This window comes from Herbaspirillum sp. ST 5-3 (assembly GCF_004804275.1).
GTDB lineage: Bacteria > Pseudomonadota > Gammaproteobacteria > Burkholderiales > Burkholderiaceae_D > Noviherbaspirillum.
Genome location: NZ_STGI01000020.1, coordinates 37496 through 58404, shown reverse-complemented (window position 1 = coordinate 58404; position 20909 = coordinate 37496). Strand labels below are relative to the sequence as shown.

21 protein-coding genes are annotated in these 20909 nt (G+C 56.1%); 17 read left to right on the top strand and 4 right to left on the bottom strand.

Annotation, left to right across the window (positions count from 1 at the left end):
* Position 1: 1 nt before the first annotated feature.
* Both chrA and E6W33_RS25475 read right to left on the bottom strand, forming a co-directional pair.
* Positions 2 to 1342: a chromate efflux transporter gene (gene chrA / locus E6W33_RS25480; RefSeq protein WP_136420188.1), complete on the bottom strand. Its 1341-nt coding sequence runs from the start codon at positions 1340 to 1342 to the stop codon at positions 2 to 4.
* 124 nt (positions 1343 to 1466) lie between these two features.
* Positions 1467 to 4457, bottom strand: coding sequence for an Rne/Rng family ribonuclease (locus tag E6W33_RS25475; protein ID WP_136420187.1), 2991 nt, complete (start codon positions 4455 to 4457; stop codon positions 1467 to 1469).
* A 715-nt stretch (positions 4458 to 5172) separates the two neighbouring features.
* On the opposite strand from E6W33_RS25475, the gene E6W33_RS25470 reads away from it, so the two are divergent.
* Genes E6W33_RS25470 through E6W33_RS25455 form a run of 4 tightly spaced genes read left to right on the top strand, consistent with a single transcriptional unit; the run spans position 5173 to position 8297 of the window.
* A complete protein-coding gene (locus E6W33_RS25470; protein WP_136420186.1) occupies positions 5173 to 6180 on the top strand; it encodes an RluA family pseudouridine synthase in 1008 nt (335 codons plus the stop codon).
* A 53-nt stretch (positions 6181 to 6233) separates the two neighbouring features.
* Entirely contained in the window at positions 6234 to 6893 is a 660-nt protein-coding gene (locus E6W33_RS25465) for an HAD-IIIA family hydrolase (RefSeq protein ID WP_136420216.1), read from the top strand.
* A gap of 7 nt (positions 6894 to 6900) precedes the next feature.
* On the top strand, positions 6901 to 7272 hold the full coding sequence (locus tag E6W33_RS25460; protein WP_136420185.1) for a Rieske 2Fe-2S domain-containing protein: 372 nt from the start codon (positions 6901 to 6903) through the stop codon (positions 7270 to 7272).
* Positions 7273 to 7301: 29 nt separating this feature from the next.
* Entirely contained in the window at positions 7302 to 8297 is a 996-nt protein-coding gene (locus tag E6W33_RS25455; protein WP_247869788.1) for a S49 family peptidase, read from the top strand.
* A gap of 275 nt (positions 8298 to 8572) precedes the next feature.
* Here the strand turns inward: E6W33_RS25455 and E6W33_RS25450 are convergent, their stop codons facing one another.
* Both E6W33_RS25450 and E6W33_RS25445 read right to left on the bottom strand, forming a co-directional pair.
* Complete coding sequence (locus E6W33_RS25450; protein ID WP_136420184.1) at positions 8573 to 9325, bottom strand: SAM-dependent methyltransferase; 753 nt, start codon at positions 9323 to 9325, stop codon at positions 8573 to 8575.
* Positions 9326 to 9329: 4 nt separating this feature from the next.
* Complete coding sequence (locus E6W33_RS25445) at positions 9330 to 9944, bottom strand: Maf-like protein (protein ID WP_136420183.1); 615 nt, start codon at positions 9942 to 9944, stop codon at positions 9330 to 9332.
* Positions 9945 to 10050: 106 nt separating this feature from the next.
* Between E6W33_RS25445 and E6W33_RS25440 the strand changes: the two genes are divergently transcribed.
* From E6W33_RS25440 to E6W33_RS25380, 13 genes are all read left to right on the top strand, one after another.
* Positions 10051 to 10548: a YceD family protein gene (locus tag E6W33_RS25440; protein WP_211097430.1), complete on the top strand. Its 498-nt coding sequence runs from the start codon at positions 10051 to 10053 to the stop codon at positions 10546 to 10548.
* 120 nt (positions 10549 to 10668) lie between these two features.
* Positions 10669 to 10851, top strand: coding sequence for a 50S ribosomal protein L32 (gene rpmF / locus E6W33_RS25435; protein WP_057293158.1), 183 nt, complete (start codon positions 10669 to 10671; stop codon positions 10849 to 10851).
* A gap of 163 nt (positions 10852 to 11014) precedes the next feature.
* Entirely contained in the window at positions 11015 to 12106 is a 1092-nt protein-coding gene (gene plsX / locus E6W33_RS25430) for a phosphate acyltransferase PlsX (protein WP_136420181.1), read from the top strand.
* Positions 12103 to 13089, top strand: a complete 987-nt coding sequence (locus E6W33_RS25425) for a beta-ketoacyl-ACP synthase III (RefSeq protein ID WP_136420180.1) — start codon at positions 12103 to 12105, stop codon at positions 13087 to 13089. The genes plsX and E6W33_RS25425 overlap by 4 nt, the downstream gene beginning before the upstream one ends.
* A gap of 20 nt (positions 13090 to 13109) precedes the next feature.
* The gene (fabD, locus tag E6W33_RS25420) at positions 13110 to 14042 is read left to right on the top strand and encodes an ACP S-malonyltransferase (RefSeq protein ID WP_136420179.1); all 933 of its coding nucleotides are present in this window, start codon (positions 13110 to 13112) and stop codon (positions 14040 to 14042) included.
* Entirely contained in the window at positions 14039 to 14785 is a 747-nt protein-coding gene (gene fabG / locus E6W33_RS25415) for a 3-oxoacyl-ACP reductase FabG (protein ID WP_136420178.1), read from the top strand. Before fabD ends, fabG begins: the two co-directional genes overlap by 4 nt.
* 122 nt (positions 14786 to 14907) lie before the next feature.
* Positions 14908 to 15147 (top strand): acyl carrier protein, encoded by a 240-nt coding sequence (gene acpP / locus E6W33_RS25410; protein WP_040041346.1) that lies wholly within the window; start codon positions 14908 to 14910, stop codon positions 15145 to 15147.
* A 30-nt stretch (positions 15148 to 15177) separates the two neighbouring features.
* On the top strand, positions 15178 to 16425 hold the full coding sequence (fabF, locus tag E6W33_RS25405; RefSeq protein WP_136420177.1) for a beta-ketoacyl-ACP synthase II: 1248 nt from the start codon (positions 15178 to 15180) through the stop codon (positions 16423 to 16425).
* Positions 16426 to 16481: 56 nt separating this feature from the next.
* Positions 16482 to 16997: a protein YgfX gene (locus E6W33_RS25400; RefSeq protein ID WP_136420176.1), complete on the top strand. Its 516-nt coding sequence runs from the start codon at positions 16482 to 16484 to the stop codon at positions 16995 to 16997.
* Positions 16998 to 17071: 74 nt separating this feature from the next.
* Positions 17072 to 17674 carry an RNA polymerase sigma factor RpoE gene (gene rpoE, locus E6W33_RS25395; RefSeq protein WP_040041344.1) on the top strand — a complete coding sequence of 201 codons (603 nt, stop codon included), beginning with the start codon at positions 17072 to 17074 and terminating at the stop codon, positions 17672 to 17674.
* A 69-nt stretch (positions 17675 to 17743) separates the two neighbouring features.
* Positions 17744 to 18340, top strand: a complete 597-nt coding sequence (locus tag E6W33_RS25390) for a sigma-E factor negative regulatory protein (RefSeq protein WP_136420175.1) — start codon at positions 17744 to 17746, stop codon at positions 18338 to 18340.
* 5 nt (positions 18341 to 18345) lie between these two features.
* Positions 18346 to 19365: a MucB/RseB C-terminal domain-containing protein gene (locus tag E6W33_RS25385; RefSeq protein WP_136420174.1), complete on the top strand. Its 1020-nt coding sequence runs from the start codon at positions 18346 to 18348 to the stop codon at positions 19363 to 19365.
* A gap of 19 nt (positions 19366 to 19384) precedes the next feature.
* On the top strand, positions 19385 to 20869 hold the full coding sequence (locus E6W33_RS25380; RefSeq protein ID WP_136420173.1) for a DegQ family serine endoprotease: 1485 nt from the start codon (positions 19385 to 19387) through the stop codon (positions 20867 to 20869).
* Positions 20870 to 20909 lie beyond the last annotated feature (40 nt).

Here is a 20909-nt window from a genome sequence, read left to right as displayed (position 1 = left end):
GCTATCGAAGATAAGATACCACGAGCCCCGCCAGCGCACATGCGGCGATCAGCTTGATCGTGCCGAGCTTGAAGCGGAACAGTGCAAGTGTTGCCAGCAGTGCAATGGCAATCGACGCGAAGTCCCACTGCATGACAGGCATCGCCAGCCTGAAAACATGCTCGGCAAAGAATACCGCCAGGCTCACGATCACCCCCACGACGGCTGCGGAAATAGCCGTCAGCGGCGCGGTCAGCCGGATATCGTCGCGTGTGGATTCCACCACCGGTCCGCCGGCGAGAATGAACAGGAAGGATGGCAAAAAGGTGAAAAACGTGGCAACGGATGCTCCGGTCACGCCGGCGAGCAGCAGATGGTCCGGGCCGAACAGGATTTTGGTCCAACCGCCCAGGAAGCCCACGAATGCCACGATCATGATCAAGGGACCCGGCGTCGTTTCTCCAAGCGCCAGGCCGTCGATCATCTGTATCGGCGTCAGCCATTGGTAGGTCTCGACCGCGCCTTGATATACGTACGGCAACACCGCATAGGCACCGCCGAAGGTCATGAGTGCGGCCTTGCTGAAAAACACAGCCATTTGCGGCAAGGGGTGATGCACGTTCGATATCAGAACAATCGTTCCCCACGCGGTGACCCCAAGGAGTGTTCCTGCCATGCTGAACGCTATCAGTTTGCGCCAGGAAAAGCGTGCATGTTGTGGAGGCGGCGTGTCGTCGTCAATCAGAGCCAGGCCAAACGTGGTGCTGGTAGTGGCATGATTGCCTCCGAGCCGGAACAGGTCTGGCGCAACTCGCCCGCCAAACAGACCGATCACGCCGGCGGCGATAACGATGATCGGAAACGGCAGTTGAACGATTGCGATCGCCACGAAGGCCGCAACCGCGATCATGATCAAGACCGGGTTTTTCAGCGTCCTGGAGCCAATGCGCCAAGCGGCTGCCAGCACAATGGCCACAACCGCCGGTTTGATGCCATAAAGAATGCCTGCGGCCAGCGGCGCATTGCCAAACGTCAGGTAGATCCACGACAGGATGCACAGGATAATCAGCGACGGCAGCACGAACAGTGTACCGGCAATAATGCCGCCCCAGGTCCGATGCATCAACCAGCCGATATAAATGGCAAGCTGGGTCGCCTCCGGGCCGGGCAGGAGCATGCAATAGTTGAGAGCATGCAGAAAGCGACGCTCCGATATCCAGCGGCGCTTTTCGACGAGATCGGCATGCATGACAGCGATCTGCCCCGCGGGGCCGCCAAAGCTGATAAAGCCGAGTTTCAGCCAGTACCAGAAGGCTTCGCTCAGGGTGATGTGGGCAGGGCGTTCTTGCTCGTTCGTGGGCATTCGGAATTTGTGTCAGCTGGTGGTCGAGGTATTGTGACGGCCTGAACGAAAAAAGGGAGCATTCGCTCCCTTTTTTGAAGTAACACCTGACGCTCCGGCGTTCGACACCGGAGCGAAGGGTTCATTACCGGCGAGTTTCAACCTGGACCAAGGGCTCGTTCGAAACCGGCGGCAAGGGCTTGCGCTCACGCGGAACGCGAGGCGCGGGCACATTGCGCGACGCGGCTTCCTGTGCGGCGCGCAACTTCTCCGGATCGGTGACAGCCAAGGTCAGGCCGGCTGCCGCCAGCATGTCACTCAGATGTTCCAACGGCATGGGCTCCGTTGCGACTGAGGCCGGTGCTGCCACAGGGCTTGCAGTCGGCGTCACAGGCGCTTCAACTGCCTGGGCGGGTTCCGGTGCTGCTTCCGCCACAACGGGGGCAGGAGCCGGTTGCGGTTCAGGATGGATCTCCGGCGCGGCAACAGGTTCCGGCGCAGGCTCTGCAACCGGTGCCGAAATCGACTCAGCCACAGGTTCAGCGGCAGGTTCCGTGACCGGCGCCGGTGCAACTTCTTCCGGACTCACAGCGACAGGTTCTGCAACTGGAACCGGGGTAGCTTCGACTTCCTTGGCAAGCGCTTCTTCCGGAGCACTGACAATCGCAGCCTCAGGTGCCGAGGCAATGGGCGCTTCCGTTTCCGAAGGGGCAACCACTTCGGAAACCGCCACCGCTTCAGTCGGCATCGCCACTTCGGCGATTTCCAGCTGAACCGCTTGCTGCCTGACGACTTCATCACCAGCAGTTTCCTGCTCGGTTCCAGCAGCCAGTTCGCCACCTTCACGCTCACGACGGTTGCGATTGCGACCGCCACGGCGACGGCGACGGCGGCGCTCCTCGCCTTGCTCGGCGCTACCTTCTTCGCCGCCCGGAGCAACTTCCATCAACTCGGCTTCACCGGCAGGAAGTTGTACCTCGGCAAGAGGGACGACAGGAGCTGCCACCGGAGCAGTCAACAGCTCTTCGGCTGGCGCTTCCTTGCGCTCTTCGCGCTGACGCTGCTGCCGTTCTCCGCGCTCACCACGTTCTCCACGCTCGGGGCGTTCGCCACGTTCGCCGCGTTCACCGCGTTCACGGCGCGGCTCATTGGCCTCGCGTGGCTCGCGTTGCTCGCGCGGTTCACGAGGCGGACGCGGCTGACGTTGTGCCGGCTGGGCTTCCACGGCAGGTGCCGCGGGCTGCTTTGTCGTCTCGTCGCGTGCTTCTACACGTCCGGTTTCACGTTCCTCGCCGCGCTCACGGCCGCCACGTCCGCGGCCACGATTGCGACCACGTCCATTGCGCTCGCCGCGCTCACGGGTCGGCTGCGGTTTCTCTTCGACCACTGGAGCCGGCGGCGCAACTGGCGCAACGGCCTTCTTGCGGAAGAATCCGAACATCCGGCTGAAGAAACCTTCCTCGGCAGGCGCCGCCACAGGAGCCGGAACCGGGGTGGGCTCGACCGGCTTGCGTTCGACGATCGGCGCCGGCTGGTCTGGCGTAATGCCTTTGACGACAGCTTCCTGGCGCGGACGAATTTCTTCTTTCTGACGCTTGCCGTAGCTGATGTCGGTATCCGCTTCCTCGGCCATGTCGTAACTGGCCTGCGGTTCTTCCAGGCGCGCGTCGTCGTGCTTGATGCGCTCCAGCTTGTAGTGCGGCGTCTCGAGATGCTTGTTCGGAATCAGGATGACCGTGACGCGATGGCGGGTTTCGATCTTCAGGATTTCGCCGCGCTTCTCGTTCAGCAGGAAAGCGGCAACGTCGACCGGTGCCTGCACGTGGATGGCCGCGGAGTTTTCCTTCATCGCCTCTTCCTGGATGATGCGCAGGACTTGCAATGCGGAAGATTCGGTATCGCGGATATGCCCGGTGCCGTTGCAGCGCGGGCAGGTCACATGGCTGCCTTCGGAAAGCGACGGACGCAGGCGCTGACGCGACAATTCCATCAGGCCGAAGCGGGAAATCTTGCCCATTTGCACACGAGCTCGATCGTAGCGCAGCGCATCCTTCAGGCGGGTTTCCACTTCGCGCTGGTTCTTCGCGTTCTCCATGTCGATGAAGTCGATCACGATCAGGCCGCCAAGGTCGCGCAAGCGCAACTGACGGGCCACTTCATCGGCGGCTTCAAGGTTCGTATGGAGCGCGGTGGTTTCGATGTCGCTGCCGCGTGTGGCGCGGGCGGAGTTGACGTCGATGGAAACCAGAGCTTCGGTGTGATCGATGACGATGGCGCCGCCCGACGGCAGCGGTACGGTGCGGGAGTACGCGGTTTCGATCTGGTGTTCGATCTGGAAGCGCGAGAACAGCGGCACATCGTCGCGATAGCGCTTGACCCGATGCACCATGTCGGGCATGACATGGCTCATGAACTGCTGGGCCTGCTCGTAGATCTCGTCGGTGTCGATCAGGATCTCGCCGATGTCAGGCTGGAAATAGTCGCGGATGGCGCGGATTACCAGAGACGATTCCTGGTAGATCAGGAAGGCGCCCGGCGCGGATTGGCCGGCACCTTCGATCGCACGCCACAACTGCATCAGGTAGTTCAAGTCCCACTGCAATTCCTCGACATTGCGGCCGATACCCGCGGTACGAGCAATGACCGACATGCCGGAAGGCAGATCCAGTTTGTCCATGGTCTCGCGCAGTTCCTGCCGGTCTTCGCCTTCGACCCGGCGCGAAACGCCGCCACCGCGCGGATTGTTGGGCATCAGGACCAGATAGCGGCCAGCCAGCGAGATGAACGAGGTCAGGGCAGCACCCTTGTTGCCGCGTTCCTCCTTTTCCACCTGGACCATGATTTCCTGGCCTTCGCGCAGGGCGTCCTTGATGGATGCGCTGCGGACATCCACGCCATCCTTGAAGTAGCTGCGGGCCACTTCCTTGAACGGCAGGAATCCATGACGTTCTTCGCCATAGTTGACGAAGCAGGCTTCGAGGGAGGGTTCGATGCGGGTGATGACCCCTTTATAGATATTCGATTTACGTTGCTCGCGCCCCGTTGTTTCGATATCGATATCGATCAGCTTCTGCCCATCGACAATGGCCACGCGCAATTCTTCCTGCTGCGTGGCGTTAAACAACATCCGTTTCATTTTTTTACTCCGTGACTCTAAGGTCAACTCTAAAGCCGCAATAGGCAGGATTCACCAATGCGGCAAAGTACAAGGATGTATGCGAGGGCGGAGTGCTTGATGGAGGGAACTGCCTTAGTGTGCGGCAAATCGCAGCAAGAGCGCGAAAGCCGCAACGGGGCGCGGATGGGGTTGATAGCGATGCCGAGTATGCTGTTCATCCGCGCCGCGCAGGTCGAACGGGCCGCAATGGGCCGGGTCGGGCGCAGCGTCAGGTAGCGAACAGCTTGGTGGAGCCAAACAAAACATGAGGTCCAGCAGAATCGGCAAACAGGCTTCTCAACCACATCAACCAGCAAGCATCCTTCGCAGGAAGTGCTTGCCGGACTTATCCTTGAATTTCAAGCAATCTTGTCCAACACCGATGCGCGCGATCCGATTGCAACTGCGGTGCAACCTTGATTCGCACAAGGGTGATGCATACACATCTTTCGGCCATCTCTAATCATTATTCGCCTAAAGCGCCCACTCTCAAGTGCGCGGTGCTAAAAGTACCTAAACGTACCTGTCCACGTCGCGAACCGGCTTTGGGCGCTTATGTCAATTTTTAGAGATGCCTTTTCCATCGAATTTGCAAATCGGCAGGGCCGATGGAGACGCCCCTGTGTAGAATGTGCTTTTTATTCTTACACACGCACCGGATTTGTAACCGATGCGAAACAATTATATATTCAAAATGAAGGACTTAGCGAGATTTTCTGGGGAACAGGCGAATCCCGCTGTGCTTGACCGGCCCTCACAAGCGCCCGTGCAAGTCCGACTGATCACGATTTCCGGCGAAGAAGCAGAGCAGCGCATCGATAATTACCTGTTGCGCATATGTAAAGGCGTGCCGAAAAGCCATATCTATCGTGTCTTGCGTTCCGGCGAAGTCAGGGTAAACAAAGGTCGTGTCGATCAAACCTACCGACTGAAAGAGGGCGACGTCGTTCGCGTCCCGCCGGTGCGTGTTGCCGAGAAAGCAACGCATTCGGTGCCTGGCGCGGAATTCGAGATTCTTCTTGAAGATTCCCATCTTCTGGTCATCAACAAACCGGCCGGCGTCGCGGTGCATGGGGGGTCTGGAGTCAGCTATGGCGTGATCGAGCAGTTACGCGCCGCACGACCCGAAGCCAGGTTTCTGGAGCTGGTGCATCGTCTGGACCGCGAGACCTCGGGCATTCTGCTGCTCGCGAAAAAGCGCTCCGCATTGACGAACCTGCATGAACAGATTCGGGAGGGCCAGCTCGACAAACGTTACATGACATTGGTTCACGGAGACTGGCAAAATACCCGCCAGCATGTCAAGCTTCCCCTATTCAAGTACACGACTCCGGAGGGAGAACGGCGCGTACGGGTCCAGGCGGACGGCATGCCTTCGCATACGATATTCAGCCTGATACGGCGTTACGGTGAGTTTGCACTGCTCGAAGCCGAGCTGAAGACGGGCCGGACACATCAGATCCGTGTCCATTTGGCATCAAGCGGCTTTCCGATCGTCGGCGATGACAAGTACGGCGACTTCGGACTGAATCGCGCGCTGCAAAAGCCGGATGGTTCACGCATTGCTCTCAAGAGGATGTTCCTGCATGCGCACCAAATTACCTTCCGGCATCCTGAAAGCGGCCTGCCGGTTACCCTGAAGGCGCCGCTGCCACCGGAGTGCACGAGGTTCTTGAAAAGTCTGGAACTGCCCAACAACTAAAATCGTTTAATTCCAGCAATCCAGATAAGGCAGTTGCACGCACTTCGACAAACATGGAAAAAAAGCAATTTGATTTAATCGTCTTCGACTGGGACGGTACGCTGATGGATAGCACCGCCACCATCGTTGCCTGCATCCAGGCAGCGGCAAAGGATCTCGGGCTGCCGATTCCTGACAAGAAGCAGGCATCGTATGTCATCGGCCTCGGCTTGCAGGACGCAATGCAGGCCGTATTACCGGGGCTGGATTCCAAATACTATCCCCATATGGTTGAACGCTATCGCTACCACTATCTTGCCAAGGACAAGGGGCTGACGTTGTTCGACGGCGTGCGCGAAATGCTGAAAGATTTGTCGCAACAGGGATATTTCCTCGCAGTTGCTACCGGCAAGAGCCGTGTCGGTCTCAACCGGGCACTCGATGCTGCCAACTTGTTATCGGTATTCGATGCTACTCGCTGTGCGGACGAAACCTTTTCCAAGCCACACCCTGCAATGCTGCATGAGTTGACTCGCGAGCTCGGTCAAGACATGCAGCGCACCGTCATGATCGGCGATACGACGCATGATCTTCAGATGGCAATCAACGCGGGCGCTGCAGGGATTGCGGTGCATTACGGGGCGCATTCCGCGCCTGAATTGCAGGCGCTGAACCCGGCCTATGCGGCAGCATCCGTGTTTGAGTTGCACGCTTGGTTGAATGAAAATGCATAATTCGGAAATGGACGACGTTCTCATTCCAATTTGCGCATCGTCTGATCTGGTGGACGGAGGAAAAGGCATTCGTTTTCCTCTCACCGCCGGCGGGGAAGACGGCACCGGCTTTGTGGTGCGCTATGACAACGCAGTCTATGCTTATCTGAATCGATGCGCTCATGTGCCTATCGAGCTTGATTGGAATGAAGGGGAATTCTTCGAATCAAGCGGTTTGTATCTGATGTGCTCCACCCATGGCGCGATTTACACCCCGGAGAATGGAAGATGCGCCGGCGGCCCATGCCGCGGCGGACGTTTGCGACCAATTACCGTATTCGAAAAAGACGGCCAGATATTCTGGCGTCCCGACGATTACATCAAACCTGCGCGAGCTTGAGTCGCGCTGAATAACCAGAGCAAATTGCGATGATGGACAATAATTTCGAGCAAAACAATCAATCGACATCCGGCACGCCGTCACGCAAGGAAGGATGGGAGCGCGACATCCTGGAAAAACTCGCCCTCGCCACGCTGAACGAGCAGCGTGCACGACGGCGCTGGAACATTTTTTTCCGCTTTTTGACGCTGGGCGTTATTGCCTTCGGCCTGTGGATTGCATTTGGCATGGCCAACAAGGAGGACGAAATCCTCGGGCCGCACACGGCTTTGATAGAGATAGACGGCACCATCGAAGCAGGCACCTCGGGCGCCGCGGATTCGGTGATTCCCGCTTTGGATCGGGCCTATTCCGAGGATAACGCTGTTGGTGTCATCCTTCGCATCAATAGCCCTGGCGGTAGTCCGGTGCAAGCCGGCATGATCAACGATGAAATCATCCGTCTGCGCAAAGAGTATCCGCGCAAGCCTCTCTACGTCGTGGTCGATGAAATCTGTGCCTCTGGCGGCTATTACATCGCTGCCGCGGCGGACAAGATTTTCGTCAACAAGGCCAGCATTGTCGGTTCGATTGGCGTACTGATGGACGGTTTTGGTTTTACCGGGTTGATGGACAAGCTAGGCGTTGAGCGACGCCTGATGACTGCCGGTGAAAACAAGGGTTTCCTGGATCCATTCAGTCCGCAAAGTGCAAAGCAGAAATCCTATGCACAGGAGATGCTGAACGAGGTTCACCAACAGTTCATCGACGTGGTCCGACAAGGCCGTGGCAAGCGCTTGAAGGAAACGCCGGAAACATTTTCCGGATTGTTCTGGAGTGGAAGCAAGGCGGTCGAAATCGGCCTGGCGGACGGTTTCGGCACAGTGGATTCCGTCGCACGGGACGAACTCAAGGCGGAAGACATCGTTGACTATACGCAGCACGAAGGCCTGTCGGAGCGCCTCCTCAAGAAATTTGGTGGCGCGGTCGGTACTGCGGTAATGGCGTCGATTTGGAGTAGTGCGGCGAAACCGGGTTTCCGGTAAGACGTATAGCTCGGCGAGCGGGGTAATGCAGAACTCCTTCGCCTCGATTGCGCCTTGAAACTTGAGCATCGCGGCGTATACTTTAGCTGTCTGATTCTGTTTCGATTCTGTCACGCATAAAAAGCACGTTACGGGAAAAACTCACGAACCAGACGTTACGATACCGCGTCTCGGACGCGGTTCCGAGAAGCTCCTGTCTTCTCGAAAACTGCCCGATCGGGCATGCAAAACGGCGGCGCAATACCGCCGTTTTGCGCGTCTGACGCTGTGTTTTTCTACGCGGCGAGCAGCAGGAATACCGTAGGCCTCTTGTGAAAATCCGGCGCTTTCCTGGCGGCCAGATCTTCTTTCCATTTTCCCGCAGTCTGCGTCCTGATTGATTCCGTTGTGAGGCTCAAATCCGTGGCGACACACACCAAGGTATTTGTATGGCAAGTCGAGACAATCGCCTCCAGCAAAGCCCCGTTTCGATAGGGGGTTTCAATGAACAACTGGGTTTGCCTTTCCGATCGCGACCGTTCCTCCAGCGCTTTCAACCGTTTCGAGCGCTGCGTGGCGTCCGTGGGCAGATATCCGTTGAAGGCAAAACTCTGACCGTTCAACCCACTTGCCATAACGGCAAGCAGTATGGATGAGGGGCCGACTAGCGGCTTGACTGGTATGCCATGGGAATGTGCCAAACGGACGAGATTCGCGCCGGGGTCAGCAACGGCCGGTACACCTGCCTCGGAAATCAGACCCGCGTCTTGTCCGGCCTGCAATGGCTCCAGTAGTGCCGGCAGGGCGGCCGCATCGGTATTGACATTGAGTTCGCGGATTAAAATTTCTTGCAGCGGTACGGCCAGCGGGTGCTTGATGGCAATCAGCTTCAAATAAGCACGCGTTGTCTTGGCGCTTTCTGCTACGAAATAGCGGATCCCCGCGGTCACAATCTGCACATGTTCCGGAATGCATTCTGCGAGGGGGTCTTCCTGCGAGAGATCCGACGGGCCCAAGGTGTTTGGAATGAGATAAAGAGTGCCAGGCATCGCTCTATTCGCCAAAGAACGTTACGCCTGCATTGCGCAGCATCGTGGTGAGAGTAATCAGCGGCAATCCTGTTAGTGCCGTGGGGTCGTCGCTTTTGATTTTTTCGAGAATCGCAATGCCAAGCCCCTCGTTTTTTGCGCTGCCAGCACAGTCATAAGGTTGTTCGATGCGCAGGTAGGCATCCAGTTCATGGTCCGGAAGGTCGCGAAACGTGACAAAGGTCTGTACATTCTGCAATTGGGCTGCCTTTTCGTCATCTTTGCGCCGTCCATCCCACAAACACAATGCGGTGTGAAAGACGACTTGGCGGCCACGCATCTTGCGCAATTGCTCAAGGGCGTTGGCATGTGTGCCTGGTTTGCCGATTTGTTCGCCGTCGAGAGTCGCTACCTGGTCGGAACCAATCACCAAGGAGTCCGGGGTTTGTTGTACAACGGCAAAAGCCTTCTCTTTGGCTAGTCGCAATGCGGTTGTTTCCGGTGTTTCTCCAATGCGCGGGGCTTCGTCAATTGCCGGTACCAAAATCTCGAACGGGAGGCGCAAACGGGAGAGCAATTCCTTTCGGTATTTCGAGCTGGAGGCAAGGATCAGGCGAGGAAGAGCGGTCGAGGAAGGCATCTTTGCTGTCTTATTTGAATAATCGTCCAATAAAAGCAAGCTAACGCTTTGACGAATAAGGGAAAAGCCTGTTATTATCGCAGGTTTTCCGGGTTCGGCTTGTGGTATGAATGCTTTTGTGATCGACGCGTTCGAATTCTGTCGGCTCAAAGAGCGCCGCGAGGGCGAAGTCGCGGTTGCTGATCTGCCCAGATTGGCGGAGGAGTCGGCTGATCGGTCTGGTACAGTGCGCTGGTCTCTGCAGGGTGGCAGCAATCAACACGGACATCCGCAATTGGCGCTTTCGGTGACGGGGACGGTTAGCCTGATGTGTCAGCGTTGCTTGAAGCCGTTTGCATTCGAAATCGCATCCGAATCAGTCTTGGTGCTCGCGCCGGATGAGGAAAGTGCGGATGAAATCGATGCCATGCTTGGCGACGAGTCCGTTGAGGTCATCGTTGGCAGTCGCAATTTCGATATCGCGCAACTGATTGAAGATGACGCATTGCTGACCATTCCTTTGTCGCCTAAGCATGCGGCCTGTCCGGATCAATTGATGCCGGAAATGGAGAAAGAAGCGGAAAAGGAATCCCCATTTGCAGTGCTGAAAAGCTTGAAGAAATAAAGCTTTGTGCGGCGAAAGATGCGCGCCGAAAAACAATAAACGCAGCAGGAATTCCCGGTTTGCAAGAGGTTGGCAGGCCGGATATGTTAAAATTTCAGATCTTTAGGTTTAGGAGTCATCATGGCCGTTCAACAAAATAAGAAGTCCCCGTCCAAGCGTGGTATGCACCGTTCGCATGACCACCTGTCCGTGCCGCCGCTGGCAGTCGAACCGACCACTGGCGAGACACACCTGCGTCACCACATCAGCCCGAATGGCTACTATCGCGGTCGCAAGGTCCTCAAGACCAAGAACGACGAGTAATCTCGGTCATTGTTTTTCGATAAAAAGCGGCGCGGGGAGTTTGACTTGGCGCCGTTTTTTCATATGCTGAAAAAACGCATTGCGTCATTTTGAATCGCACCGGATCTGGCCCGCCGGGAGCCCGCAGGCTCCGGAAGTTAGAGCGAGGTACTGAGTCAAAACAATGACAATCAAAATTTCTATCGACTGCATGGGTGGTGATAATGGCCCGTCAGTCACCATTCCTGCTGCCGTCTCCTTCGCTAATCACGAACCTGACGCCGAACTCATTTTGGTCGGCCTTGAGGATGTTATTCGTGCCGAGTTGAAAAAGCAGGACGCATCGACTCACCCCCGTCTTTCCATCGTCAATGCGACGGAAGTCGTCACCATGGACGACCCGTTGGAGGTTGCCTTGCGTCGGAAGAAAGATTCGTCGATGCGGGTTGCCGTCAACCTTGTGAAGGACGGTAAGGCGCACGCCTGCGTGTCGGCCGGCAATACCGGAGCGCTGATGGCGGTATCTCGCTATGTACTGAAAACCATTCCCGGCGTCGACCGCCCTGCGATCTGCTTTCCAATGCCGAATCAAAAGGACTCGCCGACCTACATGCTGGATCTTGGCGCGAACGTCGACTGCGAGCCGCAACATCTCCACCAGTTCGCCCTGATGGGTTCCGCGCTGGTATCTGCACTGGAAGACAAGCCGAAACCCACTATCGGCCTGCTGAATATCGGCGAAGAGGATATCAAAGGCAACGAAGTCGTGAAGCAAACGGCAGCACTGCTGCGTGCAGATCACGAAAAAGGTGTTCTCAACTTCTACGGTAACGTGGAGGGTAATGACATTTTCGAAGGCACCACTGATGTTGTCGTTTGCGATGGCTTCGTTGGAAATGTGGTGCTGAAGGCTTCGGAAGGACTGGGACGCTGGGTCAAAACGATCTTCAAAAGCGAATTCAAAAGCAGTCCGATCAATATTCTCGGTGCCTTCATCGCCCAGGGTGCGCTCAAATCGATTTCACAGCACATGAATCCGTCCCGCTACAATGGTGCCAGTTTCCTCGGCTTGCGGGGGCTGGTTTTCAAGAGCCATGGCGGTGAAGACGCATACGGATTCGAGTGGGCGATCAAGCGCGCGTACGACGCAGCGAATCATGATCTGCTATCACGTATAACCAAAACCATTGCGGAACTGATGCCGCAACCAGGCCCGGGTTCAGAACCTGAGGCCGCAAGCGCACTCACTGAATTAACCAAACAGAAAACGGCATGACTCTCTATAGCAAAATTATAGGTACGGGAAGTTATCTGCCACCCAAACGCGTCACGAATCATGATCTCGCCGCACAGTTGGCGAAAAAGGGGATCGAGACTTCAGATGAGTGGATCGTGTCCCGCAGCGGGATTTCGGCTCGCCACTATGCTGAACCGACCGTGCAGTCGAGTGACCTTGCGGTCGAAGCTGCGAAGCGCGCTCTCGACATGGCTGGCCTGAGTCCGAACGACGTCGATCTGCTGATCCTTGCAACCTCAACCCCGGATCATTTCGGCGGATTTCCGAGCACTGCATGCGTCGTGCAGCGCAAACTTGGTATCAGCAATGGCAGTCCGGCATTCGACGTGCAAGCGGTTTGCAGCGGTTTTGTCTATGCGGTCTCGATTGCCGACAGTTTCATCAAAACCGGAGTACACAAGAACGTACTGATCATCGGTGCGGAAGTGTTTTCAAGGATTCTCAATTTCGATGACCGCACCACGTGCGTGTTGTTTGGCGACGGTGCTGGTGCAATGGTGCTGACTGCAGCTAGCGAGCCAGGTGTACTGGCGACGAAATTGCATGCCGATGGCCGCCATGGCGATATCCTTTGTGTTCCGGGAAGCGTTAGTGGCGGTGCGGTCGAAGGCAGCGCTTTCCTGTATATGGACGGGCAAGCTGTTTTCAAACTCGCCGTCTCCGTGCTCGAAAAGGTCGCCAATGAAGCTCTGGACGCTGCCGACATGAGCCCATCTCAAATAGACTGGCTTATTCCGCACCAGGCCAACATCCGCATTATGCAAGGTACTGCGAAAAAACTTGGATTGCCGCTTGAAAAGATGGTGGTGACTGTCGACCAGCACGGCAATACGTCAGCCGCATCGATACCGCTGGCACTCGATGTTGCCTTGCGTGATGGCCGTGTGAAGCCGGGGCAAAACGTCATGATGGAGGGCGTCGGCGGCGGATTCACTTGGGGTGCGATCCTCGCACGCATGTAAACTTTTTTCACGAATCAAGCATGACCAAATTCGCATTTGTCTTCCCAGGCCAGGGCTCGCAAGCCATTGGCATGCTGAATGGCTTTGCCGACAATGCCGTCGTCAAGCAGACGATCTCGGAAGCGTCGGACGTTTTGCAATTCGATCTTGGCAAATTGATTGCAGACGGCCCGAAAGAAGAGCTCGACCTCACAACAAACACGCAGCCGGTAATGCTGACTGCTGCCGTTGCCTGCTATCGTGCGTGGATTGCCGCCGGCGGCAAGACGCCGGCCATCGTTGCTGGTCATAGCCTTGGCGAGTACTCGGCTCTTGTCGCTGCAGGTGTAATTCCCTTTAAGGATGCGGTACCGCTGGTGCGGTTTCGCGCCCAAGCCATGCAAGAAGCGGTGCCAGTCGGGCAGGGCGGCATGGCAGCGATTCTCGGATTGTCGGATGACGACGTGCGTGCCGCATGCGCGGAAGCGGCGGCGGGTGAAGTGGTAGAGGCGGTGAATTTCAACGCGCCGGCGCAGGTCGTGATCGCCGGTCACAAAGCTGCGGTGGAGCGCGCTTGTGAAGCCGTAAAGGCAAAGGGCGCAAAGCGCGCGTTGCCACTACCCGTTTCTGCTCCATTTCATTCCTCGCTCTTGAAGCCTGCGTCGGACCGTCTGCGCGAATACATGCAGAACCTGCCGTTCGCGGCGCCCCGAATTCCGTTAATTAACAATGTTGATGTCAACATTGCTCAAGATGTTTCCAGCATCAAGGACGCCCTCGTTCGCCAGGCTGCGAGTCCGGTGCGATGGGTTGAAACCGTGCAAAAAATGAAGGCTGAAGGAATAACGCATGTCATCGAATGCGGCCCGGGCAAGGTGCTGGCAGGCTTGACCAAGCGTATCAATGGCGAACTGATTGGTGAGGCAATCGTCGATCAGGCATCTCTCGACAAAGTTTTGGAGCTCCTCAAGTGAATCTGGTTAATCAAGTGGCGCTGGTCACCGGCGCTTCGCGCGGCATCGGTCGTGCCATTGCGCAAGAGTTGGCGAGGCAGGGGGCGAAGGTCGTTGGGACGGCAACGACTGAGGCAGGTGCTGCAGCGATTTCCGAGTATCTGGAAACGGCTCAACCTGGATGTGGCAGAGGTGTGGTGTTGAATGTAACCGATGCCGAACGCTGCTCTGCCGTAATAGACGAGGTACAAAAGGAATTCGGCAGTCTGTCGATCCTTGTCAATAACGCCGGCATCACGCAAGATCAACTGGCAATGCGCATGAAAGACGAGGAGTGGGACGCAGTCATTGCAACCAACCTCACAGCCGTTGCGCGCCTCTCTCGCGGGGTTTTGAGGGGGATGATGAAGGCCCGGTATGGTCGCATCATCAATATCACCTCGGTGGTGGGATCGGCCGGCAATCCTGGACAAATGAATTACGCCGCCGCGAAAGCCGGGGTGGCAGGAATGAGCCGTGCCCTCGCACGTGAGATCGGCAGTCGTAGTATCACGGTTAATTGCGTCGCCCCTGGATTTATCGACACGGATATGACCAGGGAGCTGGGCGAGCAACAGGTCTCTGCGCTCATGCAGCAGATCCCGCTTGGCCGATTCGGTATGCCGGAGGATATCGCTGCTGCAGTGGCATTCCTTGCTTCTCCACAAGCCGGTTACATCACTGGTACAACGCTGCATGTCAATGGCGGCATGTACATGAGTTAAACAATAATTAGACACAATTGGCTGAAGTTAGAGCATTATTCAAAACAAAAGCCAAAAGTGAATTTTCACTGCGCAAACCTGATAAAATGCGCGCACTTTCTGTAACCCACTGGAGGGATAATATGTCCGATATCGAACAACGCGTTAAGAAGATCGTCGCTGAGCAACTGGGCGTCGCCGAAGCCGACATCAAGAATGAATCGTCTTTCGTCGATGACCTCGGCGCCGACTCGCTTGACACAGTCGAGCTCGTGATGGCACTCGAAGACGAATTCGAAATGGAAATTCCGGACGAGCAGGCTGAGAAGATTACGACGGTGCAGCAGGCGATCGACTACGCCAAGGCTCACGTCAAGGCCTAACATAGATTTGATTGAATCCAGGAGAACCGCTTGAGCCGCTCACGTGAACGTCGCGTCGTAGTGACTGGCCTCGGTTGCGTTTCACCCATCGGCAACACGGTCGCCGATGCGTGGGCCGCGCTTACCGAAGGCAAATCGGGCATTGCGACCATCACAAAATTTGACGCCACGCCTTTCTCCACGCGTTTTGCGGGTGAAGTAAAGGGCTTCAATATCGAGGATTACATTCCCGGTAAGGAAGCGCGCCACATGGACACTTTCATCCACTTCGGCATGGCTGCGGGGATTCAGGCTGTTCAGGATAGTGGCTTGGCTGTTACCGATCAGAATGCCGAACGCATCGGCGTTGTCATCGGTTCGGGTATCGGCGGCTTGCCGATGATCGAAGAGACGCATGCAGAACTGACCAATCGCGGACCGCGAAGGATCAGCCCGTTCTTCGTGCCGGCATCGATCATTAATATGATTTCCGGTCACTTGTCGATCAAGTACGGCTTCAAGGGCCCGAATCTGGCGATCGTGACGGCATGCACGACAGGCCTACATTGCATTGGCGCGGCCGCTCGAATGATCGAGTACGGCGATGCCGACGTAATGATTGCCGGCGGTGCCGAATCAACCATTTCGCCATTGGGTGTTGGCGGATTCGCTGCTGCTCGTGCACTGTCTGCACGTAACGACGATCCTGCCACAGCGTCGCGTCCATGGGACAAAGACCGCGACGGCTTCGTACTTGGCGAAGGCGCGGGTGTTATGGTCCTCGAGGAGTACGAGCACGCAAAGGCTCGCGGGGCAACGATCTATGCGGAGGTGCTTGGTTTCGGTATGAGCGCGGATGCTCACCACATGACAGCGCCGCTTGATGATGGCGATGGCGCGCGGCGGTGCATGATTGCGGCGATGAGCAATGCACAGATCAACCCTGATCAGGTTGATTACGTGAATGCGCACGGCACGTCCACGCCGCTCGGCGATCTCGCAGAGACTATTGCAATCAAGCGCGCGCTTGGCGAACATGCGAAGAAAACAGTCGTCAACTCCACCAAGTCGATGACCGGGCATTTGCTCGGCGGCGCTGGCGGACTGGAGTCGGTTTTCACCGTGCTCGCGGTACACAAACAATTGTCGCCACCTACGATCAATATCTTCAATCAGGATCCCGCCTGCGATCTGGACTATTGTGCAAACAACGCGCGCAATATGCCTATTAATGTCGCGGTCAAGAACTCGTTCGGCTTCGGTGGCACGAACGGGACTCTCATCTTCGGCAAGGTCTGATATCGCGCTTCCTTCCTCACAAAGAGGAGGGAAGCTGTCCTTGGCTTATCTTCGTCATGTCTATCGCGGTATCCGCCGTAGTACGTCCATCCCGGTCTTTGCGAGCGATGCTTGGCACTATGTCGGCTGCGGGCATTCTCATCGGCGCTGCAATGGGCGCCGGCTGGATCGGCGATCTATCCACCATAGCTCGATTCGTAATGGCAGTCCTCACGATTTTCCTGTCATTTTTTGGGTTTTATCATGACGCGCAACAGCGAAAACCCATACATATTGATATCACCGGAACAGGACAGTTGCGATTAGCTGAAGTAAACGCCGAAAGGCCTTGCGCAGAAACGGACTGGCCACATCTTAGAAAGAATGGCGAAGTCGTTCACTTATTGAGGGGAACGACATTGTGGCCGTGTTTGCTTCTGCTGCACGTGCAGAACGAAGACGGCGTGAAAAGGTCATTGGCTATCTTGCCGGATTGCGTGTCGAAGGATAGTTTTCGGGCATTGTCGGTGGCATGCCGATGGGTGATGGGGCAAGGCACACAACCCAAAAATTCTAGAAAATGTTCGAAATAAATTGAACTTCTTGCATTTCCTACAGTCAACTACTCTAGCCGCGCATATGTTGCAACGAAACAAGGGAACGGGGATTGACGACAGAACGCGACATTGATCAACTGCTTGTCGAGCGTGTTCAGCGCGGCGATAAAAAAGCGTTCGAGCTCTTGGTTACCAAGTATCAACGGAAACTGATGCGGCTCGTGTCGCGGCTTGTGCGCGACCAGGCTGAAGCGGAAGACGTCGTGCAGGAAGCCTTCATCAAGGCATATCGTGCATTGCCGCAGTTCCGTGGAGACTCTGCGTTTTATACGTGGTTGTACCGGATAGGTATTAATACTGCGAAAAACTACCTCGTTACGCAGGGGAGGCGTGCGCCTACATCGACCGAAGCAGATGCTGAAGAGGCAGAAACTTTTGATGACGGCGAGCACCTAAGGGACATCAATACGCCTGAGTCGATGCTCGCGACGAAACAGATCGCTGAGACAGTGAATGTGGCAATGGATGCACTACCTGATGAGCTTCGCATTGCAATTACGTTGCGTGAAATCGAAGGGTTGAGCTACGATGAAATCGCGGAAGCAATGGGATGCCCGATCGGAACCGTACGAAGCCGGATTTTTCGGGCTCGTGAAGCTATCGCAGAAAAGTTGAGGCCATTGCTGGGCACTGCAATTGACAAACGCTGGTAGTGGACGAGACGAGCAGACAAGGTTCTTTGTGATGAAAACGAGGGTTGGCGCAGCCCGAACGAGGTAGTGATGAATACGAATGAAATAACTCGGGAACAGATTTCTGCACTTGCCGATGGGGAGTTGGCTAACCAGCAGCTGGATGCGGCGTTGGCGGCATTGCGGCAAGCGGAAGGGCAGGGGGATTGGGAGGTCTATCATCAGATCGGCGACGTATTGCGCTCCACTGATATGGCTGTACCGTTGAGTGCCGGCTTTTCTGCACGCATGGCCATGCGACTGGAAGCCGAGCCGACAATCGTCGCCCCCGGTTTGATCGCTTGCAATATTGACGAGCGTCCGGCTTCTTTGCTACAGCCACGCTCGATGACGAAACGGTGGACAGTGCCGAGCATGGTTGCTGCAGCCGCTGTTGCTGCAGTGGCATTTGTCACGACGCCACAGCTGATAGTGGCCATCAAAGGCAGGCCTGATGGTGCTGCGGATTCCGCGATTGCCGCCGGATCGTCAGCTGTGCAAGGTGCGGTGATCGCAGCATCAGCGCCTGAAGGTGTCGTTCTGCGCGATCCGCGTATCGATGATTACCTGTTAGCGCATCAACGTTTCTCCCCTTCCGTCTACAGCACAGCGCAATACGCACGCTCGGCTACCTTTTCCAATAAATGATTCATATGCGGCAAACACTTGTTTTATTTCGGTTTGTCGTTGCTCTGTCTTTTTTTTGGGGATTGTCGGCACAAGCCGAGAATCCCGACCCGCTGGCAGAAGGACGGGAGGCTCAGTCGTGGTTGAAGCGAATTCAGTCATCGGCGCAGAGGCTCAACTATTCCGGGACGTTTGTTTATCAGCAGGGCAATCAGATGCGCACCTCGCGTATCACGCATGTTGTGAGCGGTAAAAACGAGGTTGAGAAGCTCGAGATCCTGGACGGCAAACCGCGTGAGTACATTCGCAATAACGAAGAGATTGTCTGCTACGTTCCGGAGACAAAAACGCTCCTGGTCGAAAAGCGCGTAACGCACGACATCTTCCCCGCAATACTGGCTGCCAATCCTGCTGATCTGGCGCAGTTCTATGACGTCAGGAAGGCTGAGGCAGGGCGAGTCGCAGGGCACGACTGTCAATCAATCGTGCTTGAGCCGAAAGATAATCTCCGCTACGGCTATAAGCTTTGGGCAGAAAAATCCTCGGGCTTGCTGCTTCGCGCCCAAACCTTGAATGAGAAGCGCGAGGCTGTTGAGCAGATTTCCTTTACCCAGATTTCGATCGGCAATATCGACCGCGCGCAGGTAAAACCGAGCATATCGAATACCAGCGGCTGGCATGTCGAGAACGCGGAGATGAGTCAGGTAAATCTTTCAGGATGGACGGTAAAATTTCTTCCGCCGGGATTCAAGAAGGTTCGTGAAGTCAAGCGCATGGTATCCGATCGACCCGCGTCGGCGAGCGCATCTGCAAGCGCAGTGTCGAATCAGCGCGAGGTCTCGCAGATGGTTTTTTCGGACGGGCTCGCGGCTATTTCGGTTTTTATCGAGCCGGGGTCTCAGAGCCGAACCGAAGGATCGATTCAACAGGGAGCAATGAATATCGTTGGTAAGCGCCAAGGCGATTTTTGGCTTACCATCGTTGGAGAAGTGCCGTCAGCGGCAATCAAGCAAGTCGCCAATTCGATTGAATTCAAACCAAAATAGCTAAAAGAAACAGGATTCTATGAAAACAACGCCTTTTGTCCGCAACACCGTTCTGGCAGTCTTTCTGACCGCTGCTGCCGCATTGATCGATTCGTCGGTATTCGGTATTGTCATTTCATCCGCGCATGCCGCCTCTGTTGCAGGATTGCCGGATTTTGCCGACCTTGCAGAGAAAACGGGACCTGCCGTGGTCAATATTCGCACGACGGAGAAAGTCAAACCCGGTCAAGGGACAATCCCTGGCGGAGATGACGAAGAAATGCAGGAATTTTTCCGTCGCTTCTTTGGCGTTCCCATCCCGCGTCAGCAGCCCGATCGTTCGCCGCGTAACCGAAAACAAGCGCCTCAACAGGAAGAGGAAGTGCCGCGCGGCGTCGGCTCTGGTTTCATCATTTCCGGCGATGGATTCATTCTCACCAATGCGCATGTTGTAGACGGTGCTGATGAAGTGTATGTGACGCTGACCGACAAACGCGAGTTCAAGGCAAAGATTGTCGGTGTGGATAAACGCACCGATGTGGCTGTGGTGAAGATCGAAGGATCGAGTTTGCCGCGATTGACAATCGGAGATCCGAACAAGCTGCGTGTGGGCGAATGGGTGATCGCAATCGGTTCGCCTTTTGGGTTGGACAATACCGTGACGGCTGGGATTATCTCGGCCAAGGCTCGCGATACAGGTGAATATCTTCCCCTGATCCAAACCGACGTTGCGGTCAATCCGGGTAATTCGGGCGGCCCACTGATCAATATGCGCGGAGAAGTTGTTGGCATTAACTCGCAGATTTATAGCCGCTCGGGTGGCTATATGGGCATCTCCTTCGCAGTGCCGATTGACGAGGCGATGCGTGTTGCTGAGCAGCTGAGAACGACAGGTCGCGTTACGCGCGGTCGCATCGGTGTGCAAATCGGCGAGGTGACAAAGGATGTCGCAGAATCGCTGGGCTTGCCGCATGCACAGGGTGCGTTGATTCAGCGGGTGGAGTCGGGTGGGCCCGCAGAGAAGGGCGGATTGGAAGCCGGCGATATTATCTTGAAATTTAACGGAACTCCAATCGAAAAGGCCACGGACCTGCCGCGTATGGTTGGGGCAACCAAGCCGGGTACGCGCTCCATCTTGACGATTTGGCGCAAGGGAGCAACCAAGGATGTGGCCTTGACGGTCGCAGAGCTGGAGCCGGAAAAAACCGCCAAGAAAGAGGAGCGCAAAGCAAAACCTGAGCAGACGCCTAACGCTTTGGGTCTGGTCGTCAGCGATTTGACAGAGGCTCAAAAGAAGGAACTCAAGATCGATGGCGGTGTGATCGTCGATGCTTCCGAGGGGCCCTCGGCGCGAGTTGGCCTGCGCGCCGGTGACGTTATTCTGAGACTGAACAACAATGACGTGAAGGATGCAAAGCAGTTCAATTCACTTGTTGCCCGACTGGAACCGAAGAAGATGGCCGTACTGCTGGTGCGACGTGGAGACGCGTCGCAGTTTGTGCCGATCAGGCCGAACGGGCAGTAAAGACAGTATCTTCGGTGAAAGCCGCAATCCGGTTAGGGTT